17 protein-coding genes, 1 tRNA gene and 1 pseudogene are annotated in these 19305 nt (G+C 63.0%); 11 read left to right on the top strand and 8 right to left on the bottom strand.

Annotated features, from left to right (window positions below; translation table 11 throughout):
* Positions 1–583: 583 nt before the first annotated feature.
* The 7 genes and pseudogenes from AB4Z48_RS25035 to AB4Z48_RS25005 all read left to right on the top strand — a co-directional run.
* Positions 584–925, top strand: a complete 342-nt coding sequence (locus AB4Z48_RS25035; protein WP_441618926.1) for a hypothetical protein — start codon at positions 584–586, stop codon at positions 923–925.
* An 11-nt stretch (positions 926–936) separates the two neighbouring features.
* Positions 937–4029 (top strand): toxin VasX, encoded by a 3093-nt coding sequence (locus tag AB4Z48_RS25030; RefSeq protein ID WP_441618924.1) that lies wholly within the window; start codon positions 937–939, stop codon positions 4027–4029.
* 233 nt (positions 4030–4262) lie between these two features.
* On the top strand, positions 4263–4946 hold the full coding sequence (locus tag AB4Z48_RS25025; protein ID WP_441618922.1) for a DUF6708 domain-containing protein: 684 nt from the start codon (positions 4263–4265) through the stop codon (positions 4944–4946).
* The gene (locus AB4Z48_RS25020) at positions 4939–5865 is read left to right on the top strand and encodes a DUF6708 domain-containing protein (protein WP_441618921.1); all 927 of its coding nucleotides are present in this window, start codon (positions 4939–4941) and stop codon (positions 5863–5865) included. The genes AB4Z48_RS25025 and AB4Z48_RS25020 overlap by 8 nt, the downstream gene beginning before the upstream one ends.
* Positions 5866–5997: 132 nt before the next feature.
* The gene (locus AB4Z48_RS25015; protein WP_441618919.1) at positions 5998–6939 is read left to right on the top strand and encodes a hypothetical protein; all 942 of its coding nucleotides are present in this window, start codon (positions 5998–6000) and stop codon (positions 6937–6939) included.
* Positions 6940–7095: 156 nt separating this feature from the next.
* A complete protein-coding gene (locus AB4Z48_RS25010; RefSeq protein ID WP_441618917.1) occupies positions 7096–7893 on the top strand; it encodes a hypothetical protein in 798 nt (265 codons plus the stop codon).
* Positions 7890–8345, top strand: a pseudogene (locus tag AB4Z48_RS25005) (carbon storage regulator); the annotation flags it as partial. The gene AB4Z48_RS25010 and the pseudogene AB4Z48_RS25005, both read left to right, overlap by 4 nt.
* Positions 8346–8425: 80 nt before the next feature.
* Here AB4Z48_RS25005 and AB4Z48_RS25000 read toward each other — a convergent pair.
* From AB4Z48_RS25000 to cysS, 7 genes are all read right to left on the bottom strand, one after another.
* Positions 8426–8707, bottom strand: a complete 282-nt coding sequence (locus AB4Z48_RS25000; RefSeq protein WP_441618915.1) for a DUF6538 domain-containing protein — start codon at positions 8705–8707, stop codon at positions 8426–8428.
* A gap of 95 nt (positions 8708–8802) precedes the next feature.
* Positions 8803–8896 (bottom strand) — tRNA-Ser (locus AB4Z48_RS24995).
* A gap of 154 nt (positions 8897–9050) precedes the next feature.
* Entirely contained in the window at positions 9051–10301 is a 1251-nt protein-coding gene (locus tag AB4Z48_RS24990) for an aspartate kinase (protein WP_441618913.1), read from the bottom strand.
* 158 nt (positions 10302–10459) lie between these two features.
* Complete coding sequence (gene tilS / locus AB4Z48_RS24985) at positions 10460–11908, bottom strand: tRNA lysidine(34) synthetase TilS (protein WP_441618912.1); 1449 nt, start codon at positions 11906–11908, stop codon at positions 10460–10462.
* Positions 11874–12845 (bottom strand): acetyl-CoA carboxylase carboxyltransferase subunit alpha, encoded by a 972-nt coding sequence (locus tag AB4Z48_RS24980; RefSeq protein WP_441618910.1) that lies wholly within the window; start codon positions 12843–12845, stop codon positions 11874–11876. Before AB4Z48_RS24980 ends, tilS begins: the two co-directional genes overlap by 35 nt.
* A 116-nt stretch (positions 12846–12961) precedes the next feature.
* Positions 12962–13834: a DNA-3-methyladenine glycosylase family protein gene (locus AB4Z48_RS24975; protein ID WP_441618908.1), complete on the bottom strand. Its 873-nt coding sequence runs from the start codon at positions 13832–13834 to the stop codon at positions 12962–12964.
* Positions 13831–15219 (bottom strand): cysteine--tRNA ligase, encoded by a 1389-nt coding sequence (gene cysS, locus AB4Z48_RS24970; protein ID WP_441618906.1) that lies wholly within the window; start codon positions 15217–15219, stop codon positions 13831–13833. Before cysS ends, AB4Z48_RS24975 begins: the two co-directional genes overlap by 4 nt.
* Before the next feature lie 407 nt (positions 15220–15626).
* On the opposite strand from cysS, the gene AB4Z48_RS24965 reads away from it, so the two are divergent.
* From AB4Z48_RS24965 to AB4Z48_RS24950, 4 genes are all read left to right on the top strand, one after another.
* Entirely contained in the window at positions 15627–16349 is a 723-nt protein-coding gene (locus tag AB4Z48_RS24965) for a tetratricopeptide repeat protein (protein WP_441618904.1), read from the top strand.
* A 75-nt stretch (positions 16350–16424) separates the two neighbouring features.
* Positions 16425–17009 carry a peptidylprolyl isomerase gene (locus AB4Z48_RS24960; protein WP_441618902.1) on the top strand — a complete coding sequence of 195 codons (585 nt, stop codon included), beginning with the start codon at positions 16425–16427 and terminating at the stop codon, positions 17007–17009.
* Positions 17010–17066: 57 nt separating this feature from the next.
* Positions 17067–17567, top strand: coding sequence for a peptidylprolyl isomerase (locus AB4Z48_RS24955; RefSeq protein WP_441618900.1), 501 nt, complete (start codon positions 17067–17069; stop codon positions 17565–17567).
* 79 nt (positions 17568–17646) lie between these two features.
* On the top strand, positions 17647–18438 hold the full coding sequence (locus AB4Z48_RS24950; RefSeq protein WP_441618898.1) for a UDP-2,3-diacylglucosamine diphosphatase: 792 nt from the start codon (positions 17647–17649) through the stop codon (positions 18436–18438).
* Positions 18439–18468: 30 nt separating this feature from the next.
* Here the strand turns inward: AB4Z48_RS24950 and cysE are convergent, their stop codons facing one another.
* Positions 18469–19212 carry a serine O-acetyltransferase gene (gene cysE / locus AB4Z48_RS24945; protein WP_441618896.1) on the bottom strand — a complete coding sequence of 248 codons (744 nt, stop codon included), beginning with the start codon at positions 19210–19212 and terminating at the stop codon, positions 18469–18471.
* Positions 19213–19305 lie beyond the last annotated feature (93 nt).

Genomic DNA, 19305 nt, shown 5'->3' with positions numbered 1-19305 from the left:
GCCCATCACCCTTCCGCTGTGGCTGGGCTGGCTGCTGATCAACGCGTTTCCCGACAGCGTGGAAGCATGCATCCAGTACAACGTGCCCTACACGCCCTTTCCCACGGACATCGACGAGTTGTGCGGCATGGCATCGCCGCAGGTGAACGACGATGCCTAGCATCATGGGGACCACACCATCTGCACGTTTAGGCGGTTGCTTCTTCACCGCCTCCATCGGCCCGGCCAAGCTGGAGCCAGAGGGGACGCCACAGTGAATAGCGGAGACCATCAAGCGGCTGCCGCCCAGCCTGCGCCTGGGCGGCACGCCGCTCTATCAGAGCCACACTACCGGTGAAAACGCCCAAGCCCGACGACGTGCGTCGCGATCCCACACTGGCCATGATGCCGCGACGGGGGCCGTTGCGGCATCAGGCACCGAAGGAATGACGCCGTTTCCACACGGCTTTTCCGAAACATCCGAGACCTGCGCGCCTTTTCCTGCGGCATTCTCCCCCGCAAGTGACAGCCCATAGACGGCCACCCCAGTCGGCGCCACAGGTACGCCGGCCGGCGGGTGATATCGCCTTGCCAGGAACTTGCCATGCCACGCCAGTCCGCCCTGCGCTTCACCTTCGCCGTCGTCGACAGGGTCGACTTCGAAGTCATCGCGTTCGATTTCGACGAAGCCCTCTCCGAGACCTTCCGTCTCGACGTGCAGCTGGCCCACGCCGGCCCCGCCATCCCGCGCATCGGCCAGGAGGTCATCGTCGACTTCTGGGACGGCGATCCTGACCAGCCGGTCATCACCGGCCGCACGTACCGATCGAACCAGTTGCCRSCCTACGCGCTGCCGCRCCACAAGACCCGCATGACCATCAAAAGCCAGACCCACAAGGGCGAGGGCTACAACGAACTGCGCTTCGAGGACGAGAAAGTAGTTTGAGGATTACCACCGTGACCCTGCCCCTCAAAAAAGCACTTCAACCCGCGCATCCCAGTGAGAAGCCAAGGAATTGCGCCATTTCGCCGCCGTCGTGCCAGCGCGGCGTCCCGGTCTACCCCCTGCGCTACGGCATCGCTGACAAGGGCTTCGAAGCCGCAGTCTTCCCGACACTCAGCGTGAAAGGCTATCCGGAACTAAAGGGCAGCAAGGCGTATGGCCTGCGTGTATTGCGTCCTGGCACTWATGTCTACCTGTTCTATTACCAGAACAGCCGCATGTGGACCCAGCACTACCAGGTCACCAGCGACGTGCGCTTCGCGCCCATCTGGTGGACCGAGGCGGATGCCAACGACGACACACCCGGACGTTATGCCCGCCCCGATACCGTCGGCGCCAGACCCTACCTGCTGGCGCCGGAAACAGAAGTGGCCAACACCGTCTACCTCATGGTCAGCGAAACCCTGTTGAGCCACGCCCGACTCTGGCGCATCGAAACCAATAAGGATGGTATCCGCGACAAGCTAGCGACCCAGCTCTCCCCTGCCGGTGACCCCAGACAGCGGCATGTCTTCGACGCGGTGCATCTCGCAACAGCCACGCCGGAACTGGTGACGCCGGCCATCTCCGGCCGCGCCCGGCCCTGTGCCTGGAGCGAGATTGCCCTGGGCGATCGCATCATGACGTACCAATCCATCTTGACCGGCATGTACGGTGCGTTGCCGCCGAGCGCAGATGGTGCCTCCGACAAGAGAGTCAAGCCCTTGGCGGCGGTGCTACAGGACCCTATCGGCATCACCAGCGAACTGGCCCACCTCACGGCCGTCGCGGCAGCCGAACGCCAAATCTATGAGATCGACAACAACCACGCCTACACCAGCGCCACCCTGATCAAGCAGTACCTCAGTAGTGTGCAAAAACAAACCACCAGTGAGTTCTACCTGAAGCGGCAACGACTCGTACGCTACTACGAAAGCGACAATGCCAACACCATCGATGGCAACGCCATGCCCTTCATCTTCGCCTACCAGCGCAAGATCAAAACGCTGCAAGAGACCCTGGACAAGTGCGCAGCGGACCTCGATGGCTGGGTCAAGACCGCAGGTAGCGCCATCGGCAAGGGGTGGAGCGATGGCCTCTTCGGCAAGGCCCTGTCCTGCTTTGACCTAGGTAGCCACCGCAACGCCCAGGACTATGAAAACGTCGTCGCCCGCTGCGCTGGCAGCCTGACCCACAGCGCCGCCGGCCGTGACAGCGTCCGCGATCTGGTCCTGGCCGACCATCGCAGCAGCCCGGTCTGGCTGGCACTGGCACATGGCATACCGGAGCTGCACGCCAACTTCACCAATCCCGATATTCTGAAGCAAGCGCTGGATACCGGTGTAGCGGCATTCGCCCCGATCTTCCAGTTCAATATCAGCCACCCAGCCACACCTCATTCCGACGCGCTGATCAACCTGATGCTTCCGCTCCTGGCAGACAAGACCCTTCCGGATGCCAAAGCAGATCTTGTCGCCCGGCGCGTGCGCCTGTTCGCCGAGATCCGTGTCGGCAGCACCGTCGTCACCTACCGCGTGACGAGCGCTGAAGCCAATCGCCAATATGCCCAGTTCCGCGGCGAGCAGCACATGAACACCGAGCAATTGAGGAAATGGGGCATCACCGTGAAGCGGGAACTGCGAGGCCAGCCCGCCACCACGCTGCTCTATGAAGAAGTACCCAAGGGCGCCGGCAAGGACTACATCAGCCCCGCGCCCGCCGGCGAAGGCCAGAAGTTCAGGCTGGAGGGCAATATATTCCAGCGTACCCTGCAACGCCTGCAGGGGAGCCGAGCCTATGCCGCCACGCAGAAGGGCATCGTGGCCGGGGAGTATGCGGTGACGGGAGTGGCGGCAGTTTCGGCAGTTATGTCTCTTAGGTCATCGCTTAAGGATTTCGCACAGGGGAAAATGACATCGGGTGATGCCTCCAAACGAGCGACATCCATAGTGGCCGCTTTTGCGGCAATTTCGGCTGTCCTAAGCGCCAGCTACTACATCAAAGGCGACATTCTTCAACTCAGAGGATTAGCGAAAGGCGGAGCACTCAATGTCGTGCGCGGTAGTCAGGAGGTAATCGCCGCTCGTACTCTCGCGACAAAGTTCGGAGCGGGGGCGGCATTCTTAAGCGCTGCAGCAGACCTCCTGCGTGCTAGCAAAGCATACGGAAGTGAACAGAATACCGAAGCCGCCAAGATGTTCATGGCCTCCGCGGGTTGCGGTACGTTGGTCGGTGCGAGTCTTCTGCTAAATGCCGTGGGCGTCACGCTCAGCTTTATGGGCCCTGTGGGCTGGCTGATCTTGGCCGCTGTGGCGACAGTCGGCGTCACCTACTTCTCAATACAAGCAGCCATGGCCAGGTTCCAGCCCGATGAGGTCTGGCTGGCTCATAGTTTCTGGAGCCAAGGCGACGCACGCTACCGCTTCAAGACCCTGGAGGACGAGTTGGCGGCCTTCCACGGCGCAATTTACGGAGTGCGTGTCGTGGCCGATTGGGACAGCCCTGCCAGCGCCGTACCTTTTAGCCTGGGCAACATTGCCTGGCGAACAGCCTTGCCCCTGTATGGCCTATGGCAAGACGCTCAAGCACTGCACCGCGAGGTCGCCGCCGAAGGGGTAGGCACACTCTCTATTTCGCTGAGCTTACCCAGCTATCGGGAAATCAAAGACCAAAGCGATGAGACCGACAAAGCAACCGCCGCCGTAGCGGCCACGGCAGATGCCGCTGCACGCTTCCAGAAAGAGTTGCGTGTCTACCGTGGCAAAAAACCCCTGCGTCAGGTGGAAGGCCCCATCGTGACCTCACCGGAGTATCGCTTCCCCTACGACGACGAATGCCTGATTGCCAGTAGCGATGCCGTGCGCGATGGCACCCGCGTGCTGACGTGGCGCATCAGCATGCGCGCCGACGCGCGGGTCGAACTGGACTATTGCTATCGGCCCGATCCCAAGGACCAGCCCATGCTGGCCTTGATGCCGCAACGGGAGCCGCTGGAGTTCACCCGCGGCACCTGGCTGACCGATCCTATCGATAGCGATCTGCTTGAGCCGGTCAAGGTGTCCAGATGACGATACGACCCCCCTCCCCAGCGCGGCCTACGTTTGCCAACGCCCAGCGGAAATGGCGCCTGTTTCGCTCGGCATGTACGACCCTACCACTAGAGCCCGATCCGAGTGTTAAACCGACCATTACCATCCTTCGTTCGAGCGAACATTGCATAGTACTGACAGCGGATACTCTTCAGCGAAACGACACAACAATATCGTGGCACATGGGGGCGCTTATTACTTTTGGCGCTTTTATGATCATTGGCGTCGGACTGTTGCAGTCAAACACGGATTCACCACTCCCGTTTTGTTTCGCCGCGATACTCCCGATCGCGTATCTACTGGTAATTAGTTTATCACGTATGCTGAGTTATCGACTTCGCTATCGCAATTCAGCTGTGCGGGTCGATCGCAAGGCGAAAAGGATTTACTTCGCCCCGTATCCGGATGAAAGTCCTGATTCTCTTTGGACTCTCGATTGGGACGAGTTATTGGCCATCGATTACTATCGAGGCAAAGGCCAAGGCTATTTATATCTTGTTGGATACACGTCAAACCTAACGGAACGCGAACTTGTCAAAGTCCCCATCATCGGGGCTCATATCGGCTACCACAATGAATCAACGTGGACATGGTTGCAACGGTATATGGCGGGAGACCCAAACCTCCCGTCCCCCACCGTGGAGTCCCCACCACGCACCTGGCGCGATGTACTGCTGCGTTACGGCGGTCGCTGGGTGCTCGCCTCCTTCACCGATCCAAAGCGCCGCTGGTGGCTACCGCTCACCCTCTGGGTGGACCTCGCCATCGTGCTGCTGGTCATGCCGGTGATGGCGCTCCCCCAACTCATCATCCTCACCTACCCGGAACCTCAGTTTCCGCCGGAGAACGACCGCCTGTGCGGCTTCGCCGACGAGGATAGCGATCATCGTGCCTGACCTCCAACGGCGACCCACGCTCGCCGAGATCCAGCGGAAATGGCGTCAATTCAGATCCGCAAGCAATCTATTGTCTTCCGAGATAAATCCCAATTCCATCCCGGGAATCTCCATTCTTCGGAAAAGCGAGCACGGAATCGAATTGATCTCGGAAACCATGCAGAGAAACAATGAGGGGCTGACTCTGAGGATCAGCTTGCTGCTTAGCATCACACTAATACTCGGAGCGACACTGAGCCACTCACGGGATAATACGACTTATTTCCTTGTGATCAGCCTCTCCTGCCTTGCATTTGGATTTTCCGGATTCCTATCGGCGCGACTCATTGGACCACGCTTCCGCTATCGATCTAGCCGAGTTCGTATTAATAGAAAAACTCAGAAAATCTACTATTCACCTTACCCAGAAGAGGGCAATGAAGAACTTTTGGTTATGGAGTGGAACCACATCCAAGCACTCGCCTATTCAACAGGAAGAAGCGCGCCGTATTTGTACCTCATCGGATATACAAGCAACACACCAGAGCCCAAGCTGGCCAAAATTCCCATAGTTGCGGACTATAGAATTTCCATTGACTCTGTATTAGTTCTCCCTACCGATTGTAGATGGGCTTGGCTGCAACGGTATATGACAGGAGATCCGAGTCTCCCGGCCCCCACCGTGGAATCGCCACCACGCAGTTGGCGCGATGTACTGCTGCGTTACGGCGGTCGCTGGGTGCTCGCCTCCTTCACCGATCCAAACCGCCGCTGGTGGCTTCCGCTCACCCTTTGGGTGGACCTCGCCATCGTGCTGCTGGTCATGCCGGTGATGGCACTCCCCCAACTCATCATCCTCACCTACCCGGAACCTCAGTTTCCGCCGGAGAATGACCGGCTGTGCGGCTTCGCCGACGAGGAACGCAATGATCGCGCCTGACTTCCAACGGCGGTCCACGTTTGCCGATATCCAGCGGAAACGGCATCGGTTTCGGTCGGCGAGCAATTGGTTTCCCTATGCGATGGATGAAAGCACACAAGTCTCCACGCAGTTTCGGCTGAATGGAAAATAATGGCAATCGCCTGGTTATGGACACCGAACAGTAAACCCGAGACGGCCCCCGCCGTCAGTGACCAATACATCGCCATGGGCAGGCAGGTGCTGTGCCTGCGCAATCCATGGCCAGCGGACTCGGCATTCATGGGTAAGATGTACTCAACAACTATTTTTTCATGGGTAATTTATTTTATTTATTACCTATATGACGACCTAATAAAAATTAATACAGATTCAATTATCGCGATATCTCTTGTTTGCTTTCCGGTGCTGTTTTTATTTTTACCATCGCTTGCCTATAGAATCAACTTTATTAGTCGACAGTCAAATTTCTATTTCAACCGAATCACCCAGAAAGTATATTACCGCAAAGGAAAACTTCTGCACGTCGGCGAATGGAGTCGCGTGCAAGCGGGTATGCTGGGCCAAACGGAATACTCTGGCCGATCTTTCAGTACGAGCTATTCGCTTCTGCTCAATGTCTTTGGCACCGAACCAAGCAGCGAGCAGGCCCGCTTGATCGCAAAATCCTGGGCGCCCAACTACAACATCGCCATCGATAGCAACGAGCCCAGCGACCCTCGCACCATCTTTGTCGCCCAGGTCTGGGAATACATCCGCCAATTCATGGCTCATGGGCCGGATAACTTGCCGTTGCCGCACGCACCGCACTGGTGGAACGTGCCCCACAACAACCTCTGCCTGACACCAGCCCAATCGTGGCGCCACTACGCCCCCTGGCGGACAGGCGAGCCCGGCGAAGCGCAGGTAAAAAAATGGTGGCTGCTACCGTTTTGGGCCGCCCTCTTCCCTTACAACCTGTTCGCCGCCCTGTGCTGGTGGGCCACCTGCCGGCTGTTCAAGGTACGTCCCGCTACGCCACCCCCAGAAGCATTCGAGGGAGAAACGGGTCCGCTGGTCACGATAGAGATGGCCGCGCGCGGCATAAGGCCATGATGCACAAGACCCGAAACGAGGCAGGTCATGGCAATTGACTGGTTATGGTCGGCTCGCAGCAAGCCGGATGCGGCTCCCGCGATTGGGGATCAGTATGTGGCCATGGGTCGGCATGTACTCTGTTTGCGAAACCCTTGGCCAGCGGACTCCGCCTTCATGGGTAAAATTTACGCTACAGGAATAATATGCGCGGCCGCATTCCTAATTTACTACCTTGCAAAAAACATATCGTACGAATCACGACTCGATAAGTCATTATTCATTGTCATTTTATTTCTATCTCTATTTTCATTCGCACTTCTTTATCTACGAATACATTTAATAAAAAGCAGATCCAATTTTTATTGGAACCGACAAAATAAATACATGTATTACCGTGAAGGAAAATATCTCCTCGTTGGAGACTGGAGCAGTGCCAAGGGAGGCATGCAATCAAAGATGGAATTCACCGGACGCGCGGTTAGCGTTACCCATTCGCTGATACTGCATATGCTCAATCAAGGACCGCCGGCCTCTCCGTCGAAGCCCGCGCCGGAGGCCATGTTCATAACGATAGATGGGAACGACCCCAGCGATGCACGTGTCGCTCACGTTGCCCAGGTTTGGGAGTACATCCGCCATTTCATGGCCCAGGGACCGAGTGATCTGCCGCTGCCTCCGGCGCCCCACTGGTGGAATATCCCTCACAACAATATCTGCCTGACTCCGCGTGAAGCGGTACGTCACTACGTTCCGTGGCGCACTGGCGAGCCCGGTGAAATGCAAGGCAAGAAGAACTGGATGCTTCCCTTCTGGGCGCTGCTATTCCCCTACAACCTGTTCGCCGCCCTGTGCTGGTGGGCCGCCTGCCGCCTGTTCAGAGTACGTCCCGCTACGCCACCCCCAGAAGCATTCGAGGGAGAAACGGGCCCGCTGGTCACGATAGAGATGGCCGCACGCGGCGTAAGGTCATGAGGGCTAAGGCGGAACCTTGCATGGCGTTTTCTGAGAATGAACGCGCAGCCCTACTGGCCGTGAAAGGCGTAGGCTCCACGGTCGTGGCCCGGCTGGAACAGATGGGCCTCCGCTCGCTGGCGCAGCTTACTGCGGCAAGCGTCACCGACATCGTCACTACCGCTGCAGGCCTGATCGGCTCGACGTGCTGGAAAACAGCCCGCAGGCACTCGTGGCCATACAGCGTGCCATCGAACGAGCGAAGTGCTACCCGCCTTGGCGTTGCCAGAGCCGATGCCCATCAGCACGGATGCGCGCCGACCTTACCCACCTGGAGTCCCCTCATGGTCGCCTTCTCTCGCCGTCCCGGCGAATCCTGCGTGATCGGGGACGCGGTCACGCTAGAAGTCCTGGATATCGACCACGGAGAAGTTCGCTTCGGCATGGTCGCCCGCAAGGACATTCGTATCCTTCGCGGCGAAGCGCGGCGGCCACGCGCCGGCGACGGAGACCGATTACTACTGGCCGTCCATGCTCGTCGTCATCCTTCGAGTCAGAGAGATTTCTTGCTACCTGATGCGACAACGGGCGGAGCAATCGTCGGCTCCACGGAAGGCGATGTTGCCTCTCCACGTCTCTGTGCAAACTCGTCGTCAAGTTCAACCGATGCGCGGCGTAACAGTCGCTCCGCTTGGGCACGGTCTTTCGTGTGCAGACTGCGGACAATCTCTTGCCTGCCATACTGCTGAATCAAGTCTTGGGGAATTTTGCGGCGAAGATAGCAGACACTGCCGCGTCGTGAGGTGGGTTGCCATCGGATACTCCACCAGTCCATGTGTAGCACCCGCATGGCTGTGTAGCAGTCCGGACAGACCCACAAAAAACAAAACCCCGGAAGACCGCAATCTTCCGGGGTTTCGCCGCCAATAATGGCGGAGACGGAGGGATTCGAACCCTCGATCCAGGTTTTGGCCCGGATGCTCCCTTAGCAGGGGAGTGCCTTCGACCTCTCGGCCACGTCTCCCAAACCTGCCGTTGTGTGAGGGAGGCCACACAACGAAGCGCGTATTCTATCGAGGTGTTTTGATTTGGTCAACGAAGTTTCGATCACCAATCACAAAAAATTTGTGCACCCCGACAGAATCACCGGCGGGCCGCATGCGGCCTGCCGAGCCGGATCACGCCTGATCCAGTTCGAACACCTTGTGCAGCGCGCGCACGGCGAGCTCCATGTACTTCTCGTCGATCAGCACCGAGATCTTGATTTCCGAGGTGGAGATCATCTGGATGTTGATGCCTTCTTCGGACAGCGTGCGGAACATCTTGCTGGCGATGCCGACGTGCGAGCGCATGCCCACGCCGACCACCGATACCTTCGATACCTTGGGGTCGCCCGATACGCTGGCGGCGCCGATATGGCCCTTCACGCCGTCGTTCAGGATCGCCAGTGCGCGCTGGTATTCGCCGCGCGGCACGGTGAAGGTGAAGTCGGTCTTGCCGTCGACGGACTGGTTCTGGATGATCATGTCGACGTCGATGTTGGCGTCGGCGACCGGGCCCAGGATCTGGTAGGCGATGCCGGGCTTGTCGGGCACGCCCAGGACGGTGATCTTGGCCTCGTCACGGGCAAAGGCGATGCCGGAGATGACGGCTGCTTCCATTTCAGACTCTTCCTCAAAAGTGATCAGCGTGCCCGAGTGCATTTCCTTCTCGAGCGGCATCAGGGGGTCGGTCAGCGACGACAGCACGCGGGTCTTCACGCGATACTTGCCGGCGAACTCCACCGAACGGATCTGCAGCACCTTGGAACCGAGGCTGGCCATTTCCAGCATTTCCTCGAAGGTGATCTGGTCCAGGCGGCGGGCGTCCTCGACCACGCGCGGATCGGTCGTGTAGACGCCGTCCACGTCGGTGTAGATCAGGCATTCGTCGGCCTCGATGGCGGCGGCGATGGCCACTGCCGAGGTATCCGAGCCGCCACGGCCGAGCGTGGTGATGTTGCCGTCGCCGTCGATGCCCTGGAACCCGGTGATGACGACCACGCGCCCGGCGTCGAGATCGGCCAGGATGCGCTCGTCATCGATCGATTCGATACGTGCCTTGGTGTAGGCCGAATCGGTCTTCACCGGCACTTGCCAGCCGGTGTAGCTGATGGCGTCGATGTCCTCGACCTGCAGCGCAATGGCCAGCAGAGCCACGCTGGCCTGCTCGCCGGTGGAGGCCAGCATATCCAGTTCGCGCGGGTTCGGCTGTGCCGAAATCTCCTTGGCGAGACCGAGCAGGCGATTGGTCTCGCCCGACATGGCCGAAGGCACCACGACTACGCGGTGACCGGCGCGATGCCATTTGGCAACGCGCTTGGCGACATTCTTGATGCGTTCCGGAGAACCCATCGAAGTGCCGCCGTATTTGTGAACGATGAGAGCCATCTTCTTGTCGACGCCAGCGATTGTGCAAAACCCCTGAAAATACACGAAGAGCTCCGCCGAGGCAAGGCGCAGGCGGCCTCACGGGGCGCAGGATCATGTGGAGCGAGGCTCGCACGCGCGGCATCGGCGCGTCGGCGCGACAGCGATTCCTGCGGCGCCTACCCGGCCGGCACGACGCCGGCGGGCCACTCGGACCATTCGATACGCCAGCGCGGCGACGCCGGCGCGCCGGGCCACCTGCGATGCATGCCGAGGCCGGCCGCAAACAGCAGTTGATCGCCTGCCCACAGCAGCGGCAGCCGCGCGCGCCGCGCCGCCGGCACGCTGGCTTCCTGATAGGCCTGCTTGAGCGCGCGCGCGGGGCCGCCCGGACGCAGCACGATGCGCTCCCCGCCCTGCCGCTGCGCCAGCCGCAAGGGCTGGCGCAACGCGGCCTCCGGCACGCCGAAGGTGTCGTCGCGCGTGAAGCGCAGCTCGCCACGCCAGCATGGCGCCGGCAGGCTCGCCTCGCCGCGCCACTGCATGGCGAGTTCCTGCGGCGAGAGATCGCCCTCGGCACGACAAGCCAGCACGTGCCCCTGGAAACGCCGCAAGACCAGCGCCTCGTGATGGATGGCAGGCTCGCCGCCGTCGTGCCGGATCAGTTGCGCGCGCATGGCGCACAGGCGCGCGGTCGATGGCGCCTGCGTGCCGAGCTCGCGCAGCCACAGGCGCAACACGGCATCGGCCTGCGCCGGCGACAGCGCACGCAGGCCGGCGAGATCGAGTTCGGCCACGGTGCCGGCATCGCGCGGCGGGCGCACCAGAGGGGCCATCCATTCCGTAGCGAGCGCATCGAGCAACTCGCCAGCCTGGGCCAGATGCGCGGCGGCCTGAGCCACATTGGCGCGCAAGGCGGGAAACGCCGCCGCCAGCGCCGGCATGTGCTGGCGCAGCGCGTTGCGGGCGAAACGCAGATCGTGATTGGAGGGATCGTCGATCCAGGGCAGCGCATTGGCCACGCAATAGGCGTCGATCTCGTCGCGCGCCACGTCCAGCCAGGGGCGCAGCAACACGATCTGCCGGTTCGTGCCCATGCGCCGCAGGCGCGGCATGCCGCCCAGCCCGGCCAGGCCGCTGCCGCGGAACAGGCGCAGCAGCACGGTCTCGGCCTGATCGTCCTGGTGATGCGCGAACAGCAACAGGGCCGCGCCGGCCTCGCCGCACATCGACTCGAGCGCGGCATAGCGCGCGCGGCGTGCGGCGGCCTCGAGGCCTTCGCCCTGCTGCTGGCTCACCACCACGCGGCGGCTGAAGAACGGGACCTGCCACTCGCGGCACAGCGAAGCGCAGAAGGCGTCCCACTCGTCCGCGGCCGCCTGCAGGCCATGATGCACATGCAGCGCCGCCACGCGCAGCGGCAGCGCGCCGGCCAACACCGCCGCGCGCAGCGCGTGCAGCAGCGCGACCGAGTCGCGCCCGCCCGACAGCGCCACCGCCACCGTGCCTGCCCGTCCGCCGTGGCCAGAAACAACAAAGGCCGCACCGGCCTGGAGAGCCTGTGCGACCTTGTCGGTCAAGCCGGCGGACGGGTCAGCCCGGTGCGCCGGATTCCTTGAACTTGCCATAGGCCAGCAGACGCTCATGACGGCGCGCCTGCAACTCCTTCACGCCCATGCCCTGGAACTGGCGCAGCGAATCGGCCAGTGAACGCTTGAGCATGGCCGCCATGCCCTTGGTGTCGCGGTGCGCGCCGCCCAGCGGCTCGCTGACGATCTTGTCGATCAGGCCGAGCGCCTTCAGGCGATGCGCGGTCAGGCCGAGCGCCTCGGCAGCTTCCGGCGCCTTCTCGGCGGTCTTCCACAGGATCGAAGCACAGCCTTCCGGCGAGATCACGGCGTAGGTGGAGAACTGCAGCATCTGCACCACGTCGCCCACGGCGATCGCCAGCGCGCCGCCGGAGCCGCCTTCACCGATGATGGTGGCGATCAGGGGCACCTTGAGCCCGGCCATCACATACAGGTTGTGGCCGATGGCCTCGGACTGGCCGCGCTCTTCCGCATCGATGCCCGGGAACGCGCCCGGGGTGTCGACGAAGGTGAAGATCGGCAGGCCGAACTTGTCCGCCAGCTCCATCAGGCGCTTGGCCTTGCGGTAGCCTTCGGGCTTGGGCATGCCGAAGTTGCGCAGCGCGCGCTCCTTGGTGTCGCGGCCCTTCTGGTGACCGATCACCATGCACGCCTGTCCGTTGAAGCGGGCCAGGCCGCCCACGATGGAGAGATCGTCCGCAAAAGTGCGGTCGCCGTGCAGTTCGTGGAAATCGGTGAAGATCTCCCGCACATAGTCGAGCGTATAGGGACGCTGCGGATGCCGGGCGATCTGCGCCACCTGCCATGGGGTCAGGTTGGCGTAAATGTCTTTGGTCAGCTGCTGGCTCTTGCCGGCCAGCCGCGAGATTTCTTCGGAGATGTCGACAGCCGAATCGTCCTGCACAAAACGCAGTTCTTCGATCTTTGCCTCGAGTTCGGCAATGGGCTGCTCAAAATCCAGGAAGGTGGTTTTCATGAGAATCACACGTACCCGTCTGTGAAGGGGCGGATTCTACCGGAATTCGCCCCCAAAACCGCAAGTCTGCGGATGCAGTCTCGCGCACTTCCCCGTAAATTCTGTGCCCTTTCAGGCTAATAGGTCACCGGCAGCGGGTCAAGGCTGCGCCACATGTACCAGGTGGCGACGGTGCGCCAGGGCTCCCAGTTGGCGGCAACCTCGCGCGCTTCGCTGCGCGTGACGGGTTCGCCGCTGAAATAGTTGGCCGAAATGGCGTTGATCAGCCCGACATCGTCGAGCGGCAACACGTTGGGCCGCATCAGATTGAACATCAGAAACATCTCGGCAGTCCAGCGACCGATGCCGCGGATCTGCGTGAGCTCCGCGATGACGGCTTCGTCGTCCATCTCCGCCCAGTTGCCCACATGCACACGGCCGGCCTTGAAGTGCTCGGCGAGATCGACGATGTACTCTGCCTTGCGCCGCGACAGGCCGCAGGCAGCCAGGTTTTCGTGCCCGGCCTTGAGCATCTGCGCCGGGGTGAGCTTCGGACAGAGCGCGGCCAGCCGTTCCCACACGGTCTGCGCGGCCTTCACCGAAATCTGCTGGCCGACCACGGAACGGGCCAGCGTGATGAAGGGATCGCCGCGCGAGATCAGGTGCGCCGGGCCGTAGGTCGGGATCATCTTGCGCAGGATACGGTCGCGCTTCATCAGGTCGGCGCAAGCCTCGTCCCAGTACGCGGGACGCACCGCGTCCACCACGGTCTCGACCGGCAGCGGCACTGCCTGCGCCTCGGGCAAGGCGGGCACCTTGCCCGCGCGTGCGCCGGCCTTGGGTGCGGCCTTCACCGGCTTGGCGGCGGGCTTCGCTGCGGGCTTCGCTGCGGTCTTGGCCGCGGTAGTTGCCTTGAGCGGCTTTGGCGCTGCCGGCTGCCCGGCCTTGGCGGCCGCGGCAGTCTTGGCGGGCGCCGCGGGCGGCGCCGTCTTGCGCACGGCAGCGTTCAAGCGCGCCTCCACTCGGTGGCACCGCCCGGCTTGTCTTCGAGGATCACGCCGCCTGCCAGCAGTTCGGCGCGGATGCGGTCGGCCTCGGCGAAATCGCGGCCGGCCTTGGCTTGCTTGCGCGCGGCGATCAGCGCCTCGATCTGCCCGGGCTGCAGGCCGTCGGCGGCCGTGCCGCCTTGCAGGAAGGCATGCGCGTCGCGCTCGAGCAGGCCCAGCGTGGCACCCAGGCCCTTGAGCTGGCGCGCCATCTGCGGCGAGCCGGTGCGGTTGACTTCGCCGGCAAGGTCGAACAGCACGGCCATGGCGATCGGGGTGTTGAAGTCGTCGCCCATGGCTTCGACGAAGCGCCTGGCGTGCGCCTCTTCCCAGTCGAGCGGCTCACCATCGGGCTGCACATCCTTGAGCGCGGTGTACAGGCGCGTTAGCGAATGGCGTGCGTCGTCGAGATGGGCATCGCTGTAGTTCAGCGGGCTGCGGTAGTGCGCACGCAGGATGAAGAAGCGCACCACTTCGGCGTCGTACTCCTTGAGCACGTCGCGGATGGTGAAGAAGTTGCCGAGCGACTTCGACATCTTCTCGTCGTTCACGCGCACGAATCCGTTGTGCATCCACATATTGACGAAGGTCTGGCCGCTGGCCCCCTCGGACTGCGCGATCTCGTTCTCATGGTGCGGGAACTGCAGGTCGGCGCCGCCGCCATGGATGTCGAAATGCTCGCCGAGCAAGGCGCAGCTCATGGCCGAGCATTCGATATGCCAGCCCGGGCGGCCGGCGCCCCACTTCGACTCCCACTTGCTTTCGGCGGGCTCGCTCTCCTTGGCCGACTTCCACAGCACGAAGTCCAGCGGATCGTGCTTGGCCTCGTTGGTCGCCACGCGCTCGCCCGCGCGCAGGTCTTCCAGCGACTTGCCCGACAAGCGGCCGTAGTTCGGGAACTTGCGTACCGCGTAGTTCACGTCGCCATCGCTGGCGTGATAGGCCAGCCCGCGCGCCTCCAGCTTGCCGATGATGTCAAGCATCTGCGGCACGTAGTCGGTGGCACGTGGCTCGTGGTCCGGGCGCTGGATGCCAAGCGCGTCGGCATCTTCGTGCATGTAGCGGATGAAACGGTCCGTCAGCGCGCCGATGGTCTCGCCGTTCTCCGCCGCGCGGCGGATGATCTTGTCGTCGATGTCGGTGATGTTCTGGACATAGGTCACCTCGTAGCCGGCGGTGCGCAGCCAGCGCTGCACCATGTCGAACACCACCATCACGCGCGCATGGCCAACGTGACAATAGTCGTACACCGTCATGCCGCAGACATACATGCGTACACGGCCGGGTTCGATTGGCACGAAGAGCTGCTTTTCACGCGCGAGCGTGTTGTAGATATTCAGTGGATACATGAAGCGAGGTGAATGGAAGAGAAATCCTGCCGGCGGCATGACAGGTTGCGACAGCTACGGCACAACACGGCAAAGCAAACGCAGCGAGACGACAAGGCGGCAACGGCGCGCCGTCTCCTGCACAACAGGCACAACAGGTACAACAGGCACAACGACACAACAGGCATGACAGCGGCGGCGGGAGCGCAGCGCATCGTCGTCGCACCACATTGTCACGCCATCCGCGGGTCCCGCATTTTGCGCCTGARCAAATCCAGGCGCGACCCATATCTTACCGGAAGCGCCAATTCGCGGTGGCACGCCGCACGCCGCGCGGCGCACCACGGCAAAACGCGGTGCGCGTCAATACGCGGCCGGCATGCCCGCGCTTTGCTAGAATGCCGCGGAGTATAACGGACCGCCCTTACATGAGCCTGTTCCTGCCCACCTTGACATCTGCTTCATCCCAGCCCGCGCGCCGACGCATCGCGGCCGCATCGTTTGGCCTGGCGGCGATGCTGGCGGGCCTGCTTGGCGCGGCAGGGCCTGCCGGCGCGCAGAACGGCCCGCTCTCGCTGAGCGCGCCGGCCACGCCGCCTGGCGGCGTGCGTTCGGCGGACCCGGGCATGGCCGAAGCGGAGAAGGCGGCGTCGCAGAAGCGCTATGACGAGGCGATCAACCGCTTCGACCGCGTGCTGGCCACCAACCCGCGCAATGCGCAGGCGCGCTTCGAGCGCGCCTGGGCGCTGGCCCAGGCCGGGCGCGAGGATGAAGCCATCGCCGCGCTGTCGTCGATGGCCCAGGACTTCCCCGAGCTGCCCGAGCCGCACAACAACCTGGCGCTGCTGTACGCCAAGCGTGGCGACCTCAAGCGCGCCGAAGCGGAATTGTTGCTGGCGGTCGATGTCAAACCCGATTTCGCCGTCGGCTATGCCAATCTCGGCGATGTCTATCGCCGCCTGGCCGAAAATGCCTACCGCGATGCCTTGCGCCGCAACCCCAAGGACGCGGCAGCCGCGGCCGGCCTCAAGCAACTGGTGCCCGCCACGGCCACGCCGGCGGCAGCCGGCAGCGCGCGCAAGCCGGCCACCCGCGCCGGCGCCCCCGCGGCCGTGCCGGCCAGCGAAGCCGCTGCCGAGCCCGCCCGGTAGCACATTGCCCGACAGGCCCAACAGGCGCGGCGCCGCCGCCCTGCCCCTATGTTTCCCCGATCCACGGAGCCAAGCATGATCTTTTCGCGTCGCCTCGTCCTTGCCGGCATGTTCGCCGGTGCCCTGGCGCTGTCGCCGCTGGCCGCGCAGGCCCAGCAGACCAAAACCGAGCGGGTGCAGTTCGTCACCAGTGCCGGCAAGTTCACGCTCGAGGTCTACCCGGACGCCGCGCCCAAGACCGTCGCCAACTTCATGGAATATGTCAGGAGCGGCTTCTACAGCGGCACCATCTTCCACCGGGTCATCAACGGCTTCATGGTGCAAGGCGGCGGCTTCGACCGCGACATGAAGCAAAAGCCCACGCGCGCGCCGATCCAGCTCGAAGCGCAGAACGGCCTGAAGAACAAGGCCGGCACGGTGGCAATGGCCCGCACCAGCGATCCCAACTCGGCCACCGCCCAGTTCTTCATCAATGTGGTGGATAATTCCAGTCTCGACTATCCGCAGCCGGACGGAAACGGATACGCCGTGTTCGGCAAGGTGGTGGATGGCATGGATACCGTCGAAAAGATGAAGAGCGCGCCTACCACGTCATATGGCCCGATGCGCAATGTGCCGGCCACGCCGATCGTCATCGAGTCCGCCACGGTCGTCAAATAACGCCGGGCAATCACAACGCCAGGCAACCACCAGGCATCACCGAACAGAGGAAAGCAAATGTCCAAGGTAGAACTCCACACCAGCCAGGGTGTCATCACCATCGAACTCGATGCCGAGAAGGCGCCGAAGTCGGTTGAAAACTTCCTGTCGTACGTGCGCAAGGGCCACTACGACAACACCGTTTTCCACCGCGTGATCAAGAACTTCATGATCCAGGGCGGCGGCTTCGAGCCCGGCATGAAGCAAAAGGGCACCGACGCCCCGATCGAGAACGAAGCCGGCAACGGCCTCAAGAACGACCGCTACACGGTTGCCATGGCACGTACCAACGCGCCCCACTCGGCCACCGCGCAGTTCTTCATCAACACGGTCGACAATGACTTCCTCAACTTCACCTCGCCGACCCCGCAAGGCTTCGGCTACGCCGTGTTCGGCAAGGTGACCGACGGCACCGACGTGGTCGAGACGATCAAGGGCGTGCGCACCGGCAGCGCCGGCTTCCACCAGGACGTGCCGCTCGAAGACGTGGTCATCGAAAAGGCCGTGGTGGTCGAGTAACGCCACGGCGATCCCCGGCGGGACGCACCGCCGGGCCCCGCGGGTCGCGGCTGTCGAGCCGTATTCTCTTTCCATGCACATGACCGTGACCCCCTCCATGCCGGCGGCCGGCGCCCTAGCGGTGCCCGCGCCGGCGTGGTTCATTTCCGACCTGCATCTCACCCCGGGCATGCCGCGCACGCTGGCGTCCTTCGAGCGCGTGCTCGCGCGCGCCGCACTGCAAGCGCGCGCCTTGTTCATCCTCGGGGATTTCTTCGAGTTCTGGGTGGGCGACGAGGAAACCGACAGCCCCTTCGCCGCACAGGTCGCGGCAAGGCTGCATCAGCTGGCCGGGCACGGCGTGCAGGTGTACCTGATGCACGGCAACCGCGATTTCCTGCTGGGGCAGCGCTTTGCGCGCGCTGCCGGGGCCACGCTGCTGCCCGACCCTACCGTGATCGACTGCGCCGGCCAGCGCGTGGCGCTCAGCCATGGCGACATGCTCTGCACGGACGACCAGCGCTACATGCGCTTTCGCCACTGGACTCGCAAGGCCTGGGTGCAGCGCGCCTTCCTCTCGCTGCCGCTGGCGCTGCGCCTGCGCGTGGCGCGCCGCCTGCGCGCCGACAGCGAGGCCGGCCGCGCCAACCAGGCGCGCCGCGACGCCCTGCCGGACTACGGCGACACTACGCCGCAAGCCGTGGCAGCGCTGCTGCACGCCAGCCATGCGCCGGTGCTGGTGCACGGCCACACCCACCGGCCCGCCCGCCACGAGAGCGCCGAAGGCGTGCGCTGGGTGCTGACCGACTGGGACCTCGACGGCAAGCGCCCGCGCGCCGCGGTGCTGCAACTCGACGCCGGCGGCTTCAGCGTGCTGCCACAACTGGACTGAGCCGCGGCGCCGCAGCCCCTACTTCATCACCTACTTCATCAGCTTGCGCAGCTCGCTCGCATCGAAACGGTCGTTGGGCGTGTTCTCGAGATGCTCGCCGAGCCGGTCCAGCGCCGCCAGCACGGTCTCCAGCCGCTCGTGCTGCTGCGCGGCGTTGTCGATCAGGCTCTTGAGCGCCAGCGAAACCGGATCGTCCGCGTTGGGCGTGATGCCGTAGGCGGAGAATTCCTGCTTGGCGCCCTGCTGGTCGCTGGGCGCATCCGGCAAGATGATGCGCGCCGGCACGCCGACCGCGGTGGCACCCGGCGGCACCGGCTTGAGCACCACGGCGTTGGAGCCAATGCGCGCACCTTCGCCGATGGTGTAGCCGCCCAGCACCTTGGCCCCGGCGCTCACCACCACGTTGGCGCCCAGCGTCGGATGCCGCTTCACGCCCTTGTACAGCGAGGTGCCGCCCAGGGTCACGCCCTGGTAGATGGTGCAGTCGTCGCCGATCTCGGCGGTCTCGCCCACCACTACGCCCATGCCATGGTCGATGAACACGCGCCGCCCCACCGTGGCGCCCGGGTGGATTTCGATCCCGGTGAGAAAGCGCGACCAGTGCGAGATCCACCGGCCCAGCCAGTGAAAGCCGGCGTTCCAGCAGGCATGCGCGCAACGATGGAACATCACGGCATGCAGCCCGGGATAGCAGGTCAGCACTTCGAGACGGCTGCGCGCGGCGGGATCGCGCCGCATGATGGCGTCGATATCTTCCTTCAGACGAGAGAACATCTTGGTCGTGTCGTGTTGCCACGCCGTGCGCCGCGCGCCCCGGTCCATCCGGGGGAAAACGCGATCGCCGGCATGGTCATTGGCCGGTGGGAA

Origin of the sequence: Cupriavidus sp. 2TAF22 (assembly GCF_052115045.1) — a bacterium.
In the GTDB taxonomy this organism is placed as follows: domain Bacteria; phylum Pseudomonadota; class Gammaproteobacteria; order Burkholderiales; family Burkholderiaceae; genus Cupriavidus.
The sequence above is the reverse complement of the archived record's forward strand: the minus strand, read 5'-3'. Positions and strand labels throughout refer to the sequence as shown.

Coding starts and splice junctions, on each gene's coding strand:
- AB4Z48_RS25025 (WP_441618922.1), top strand. CDS start 4,263: ATGATCATTGGCGTCGGACTGTTGCAGTCAAACACGGATTCACCACTC.
- AB4Z48_RS25015 (WP_441618919.1), top strand. CDS start 5,998: ATGGCAATCGCCTGGTTATGGACACCGAACAGTAAACCCGAGACGGCC.
- AB4Z48_RS25010 (WP_441618917.1), top strand. CDS start 7,096: ATGGGTAAAATTTACGCTACAGGAATAATATGCGCGGCCGCATTCCTA.
- AB4Z48_RS25000 (WP_441618915.1), bottom strand. CDS start 8,707: ATGGACTGGTGGAGTATCCGATGGCAACCCACCTCACGACGCGGCAGT.
- AB4Z48_RS24990 (WP_441618913.1), bottom strand. CDS start 10,301: ATGGCTCTCATCGTTCACAAATACGGCGGCACTTCGATGGGTTCTCCG.
- tilS (WP_441618912.1), bottom strand. CDS start 11,908: ATGGCAAGTTCAAGGAATCCGGCGCACCGGGCTGACCCGTCCGCCGGC.
- AB4Z48_RS24980 (WP_441618910.1), bottom strand. CDS start 12,845: ATGAAAACCACCTTCCTGGATTTTGAGCAGCCCATTGCCGAACTCGAG.
- cysS (WP_441618906.1), bottom strand. CDS start 15,219: ATGTATCCACTGAATATCTACAACACGCTCGCGCGTGAAAAGCAGCTC.
- AB4Z48_RS24965 (WP_441618904.1), top strand. CDS start 15,627: ATGAGCCTGTTCCTGCCCACCTTGACATCTGCTTCATCCCAGCCCGCG.
- AB4Z48_RS24960 (WP_441618902.1), top strand. CDS start 16,425: ATGATCTTTTCGCGTCGCCTCGTCCTTGCCGGCATGTTCGCCGGTGCC.
- AB4Z48_RS24955 (WP_441618900.1), top strand. CDS start 17,067: ATGTCCAAGGTAGAACTCCACACCAGCCAGGGTGTCATCACCATCGAA.
- AB4Z48_RS24950 (WP_441618898.1), top strand. CDS start 17,647: ATGACCGTGACCCCCTCCATGCCGGCGGCCGGCGCCCTAGCGGTGCCC.
- cysE (WP_441618896.1), bottom strand. CDS start 19,212: ATGTTCTCTCGTCTGAAGGAAGATATCGACGCCATCATGCGGCGCGAT.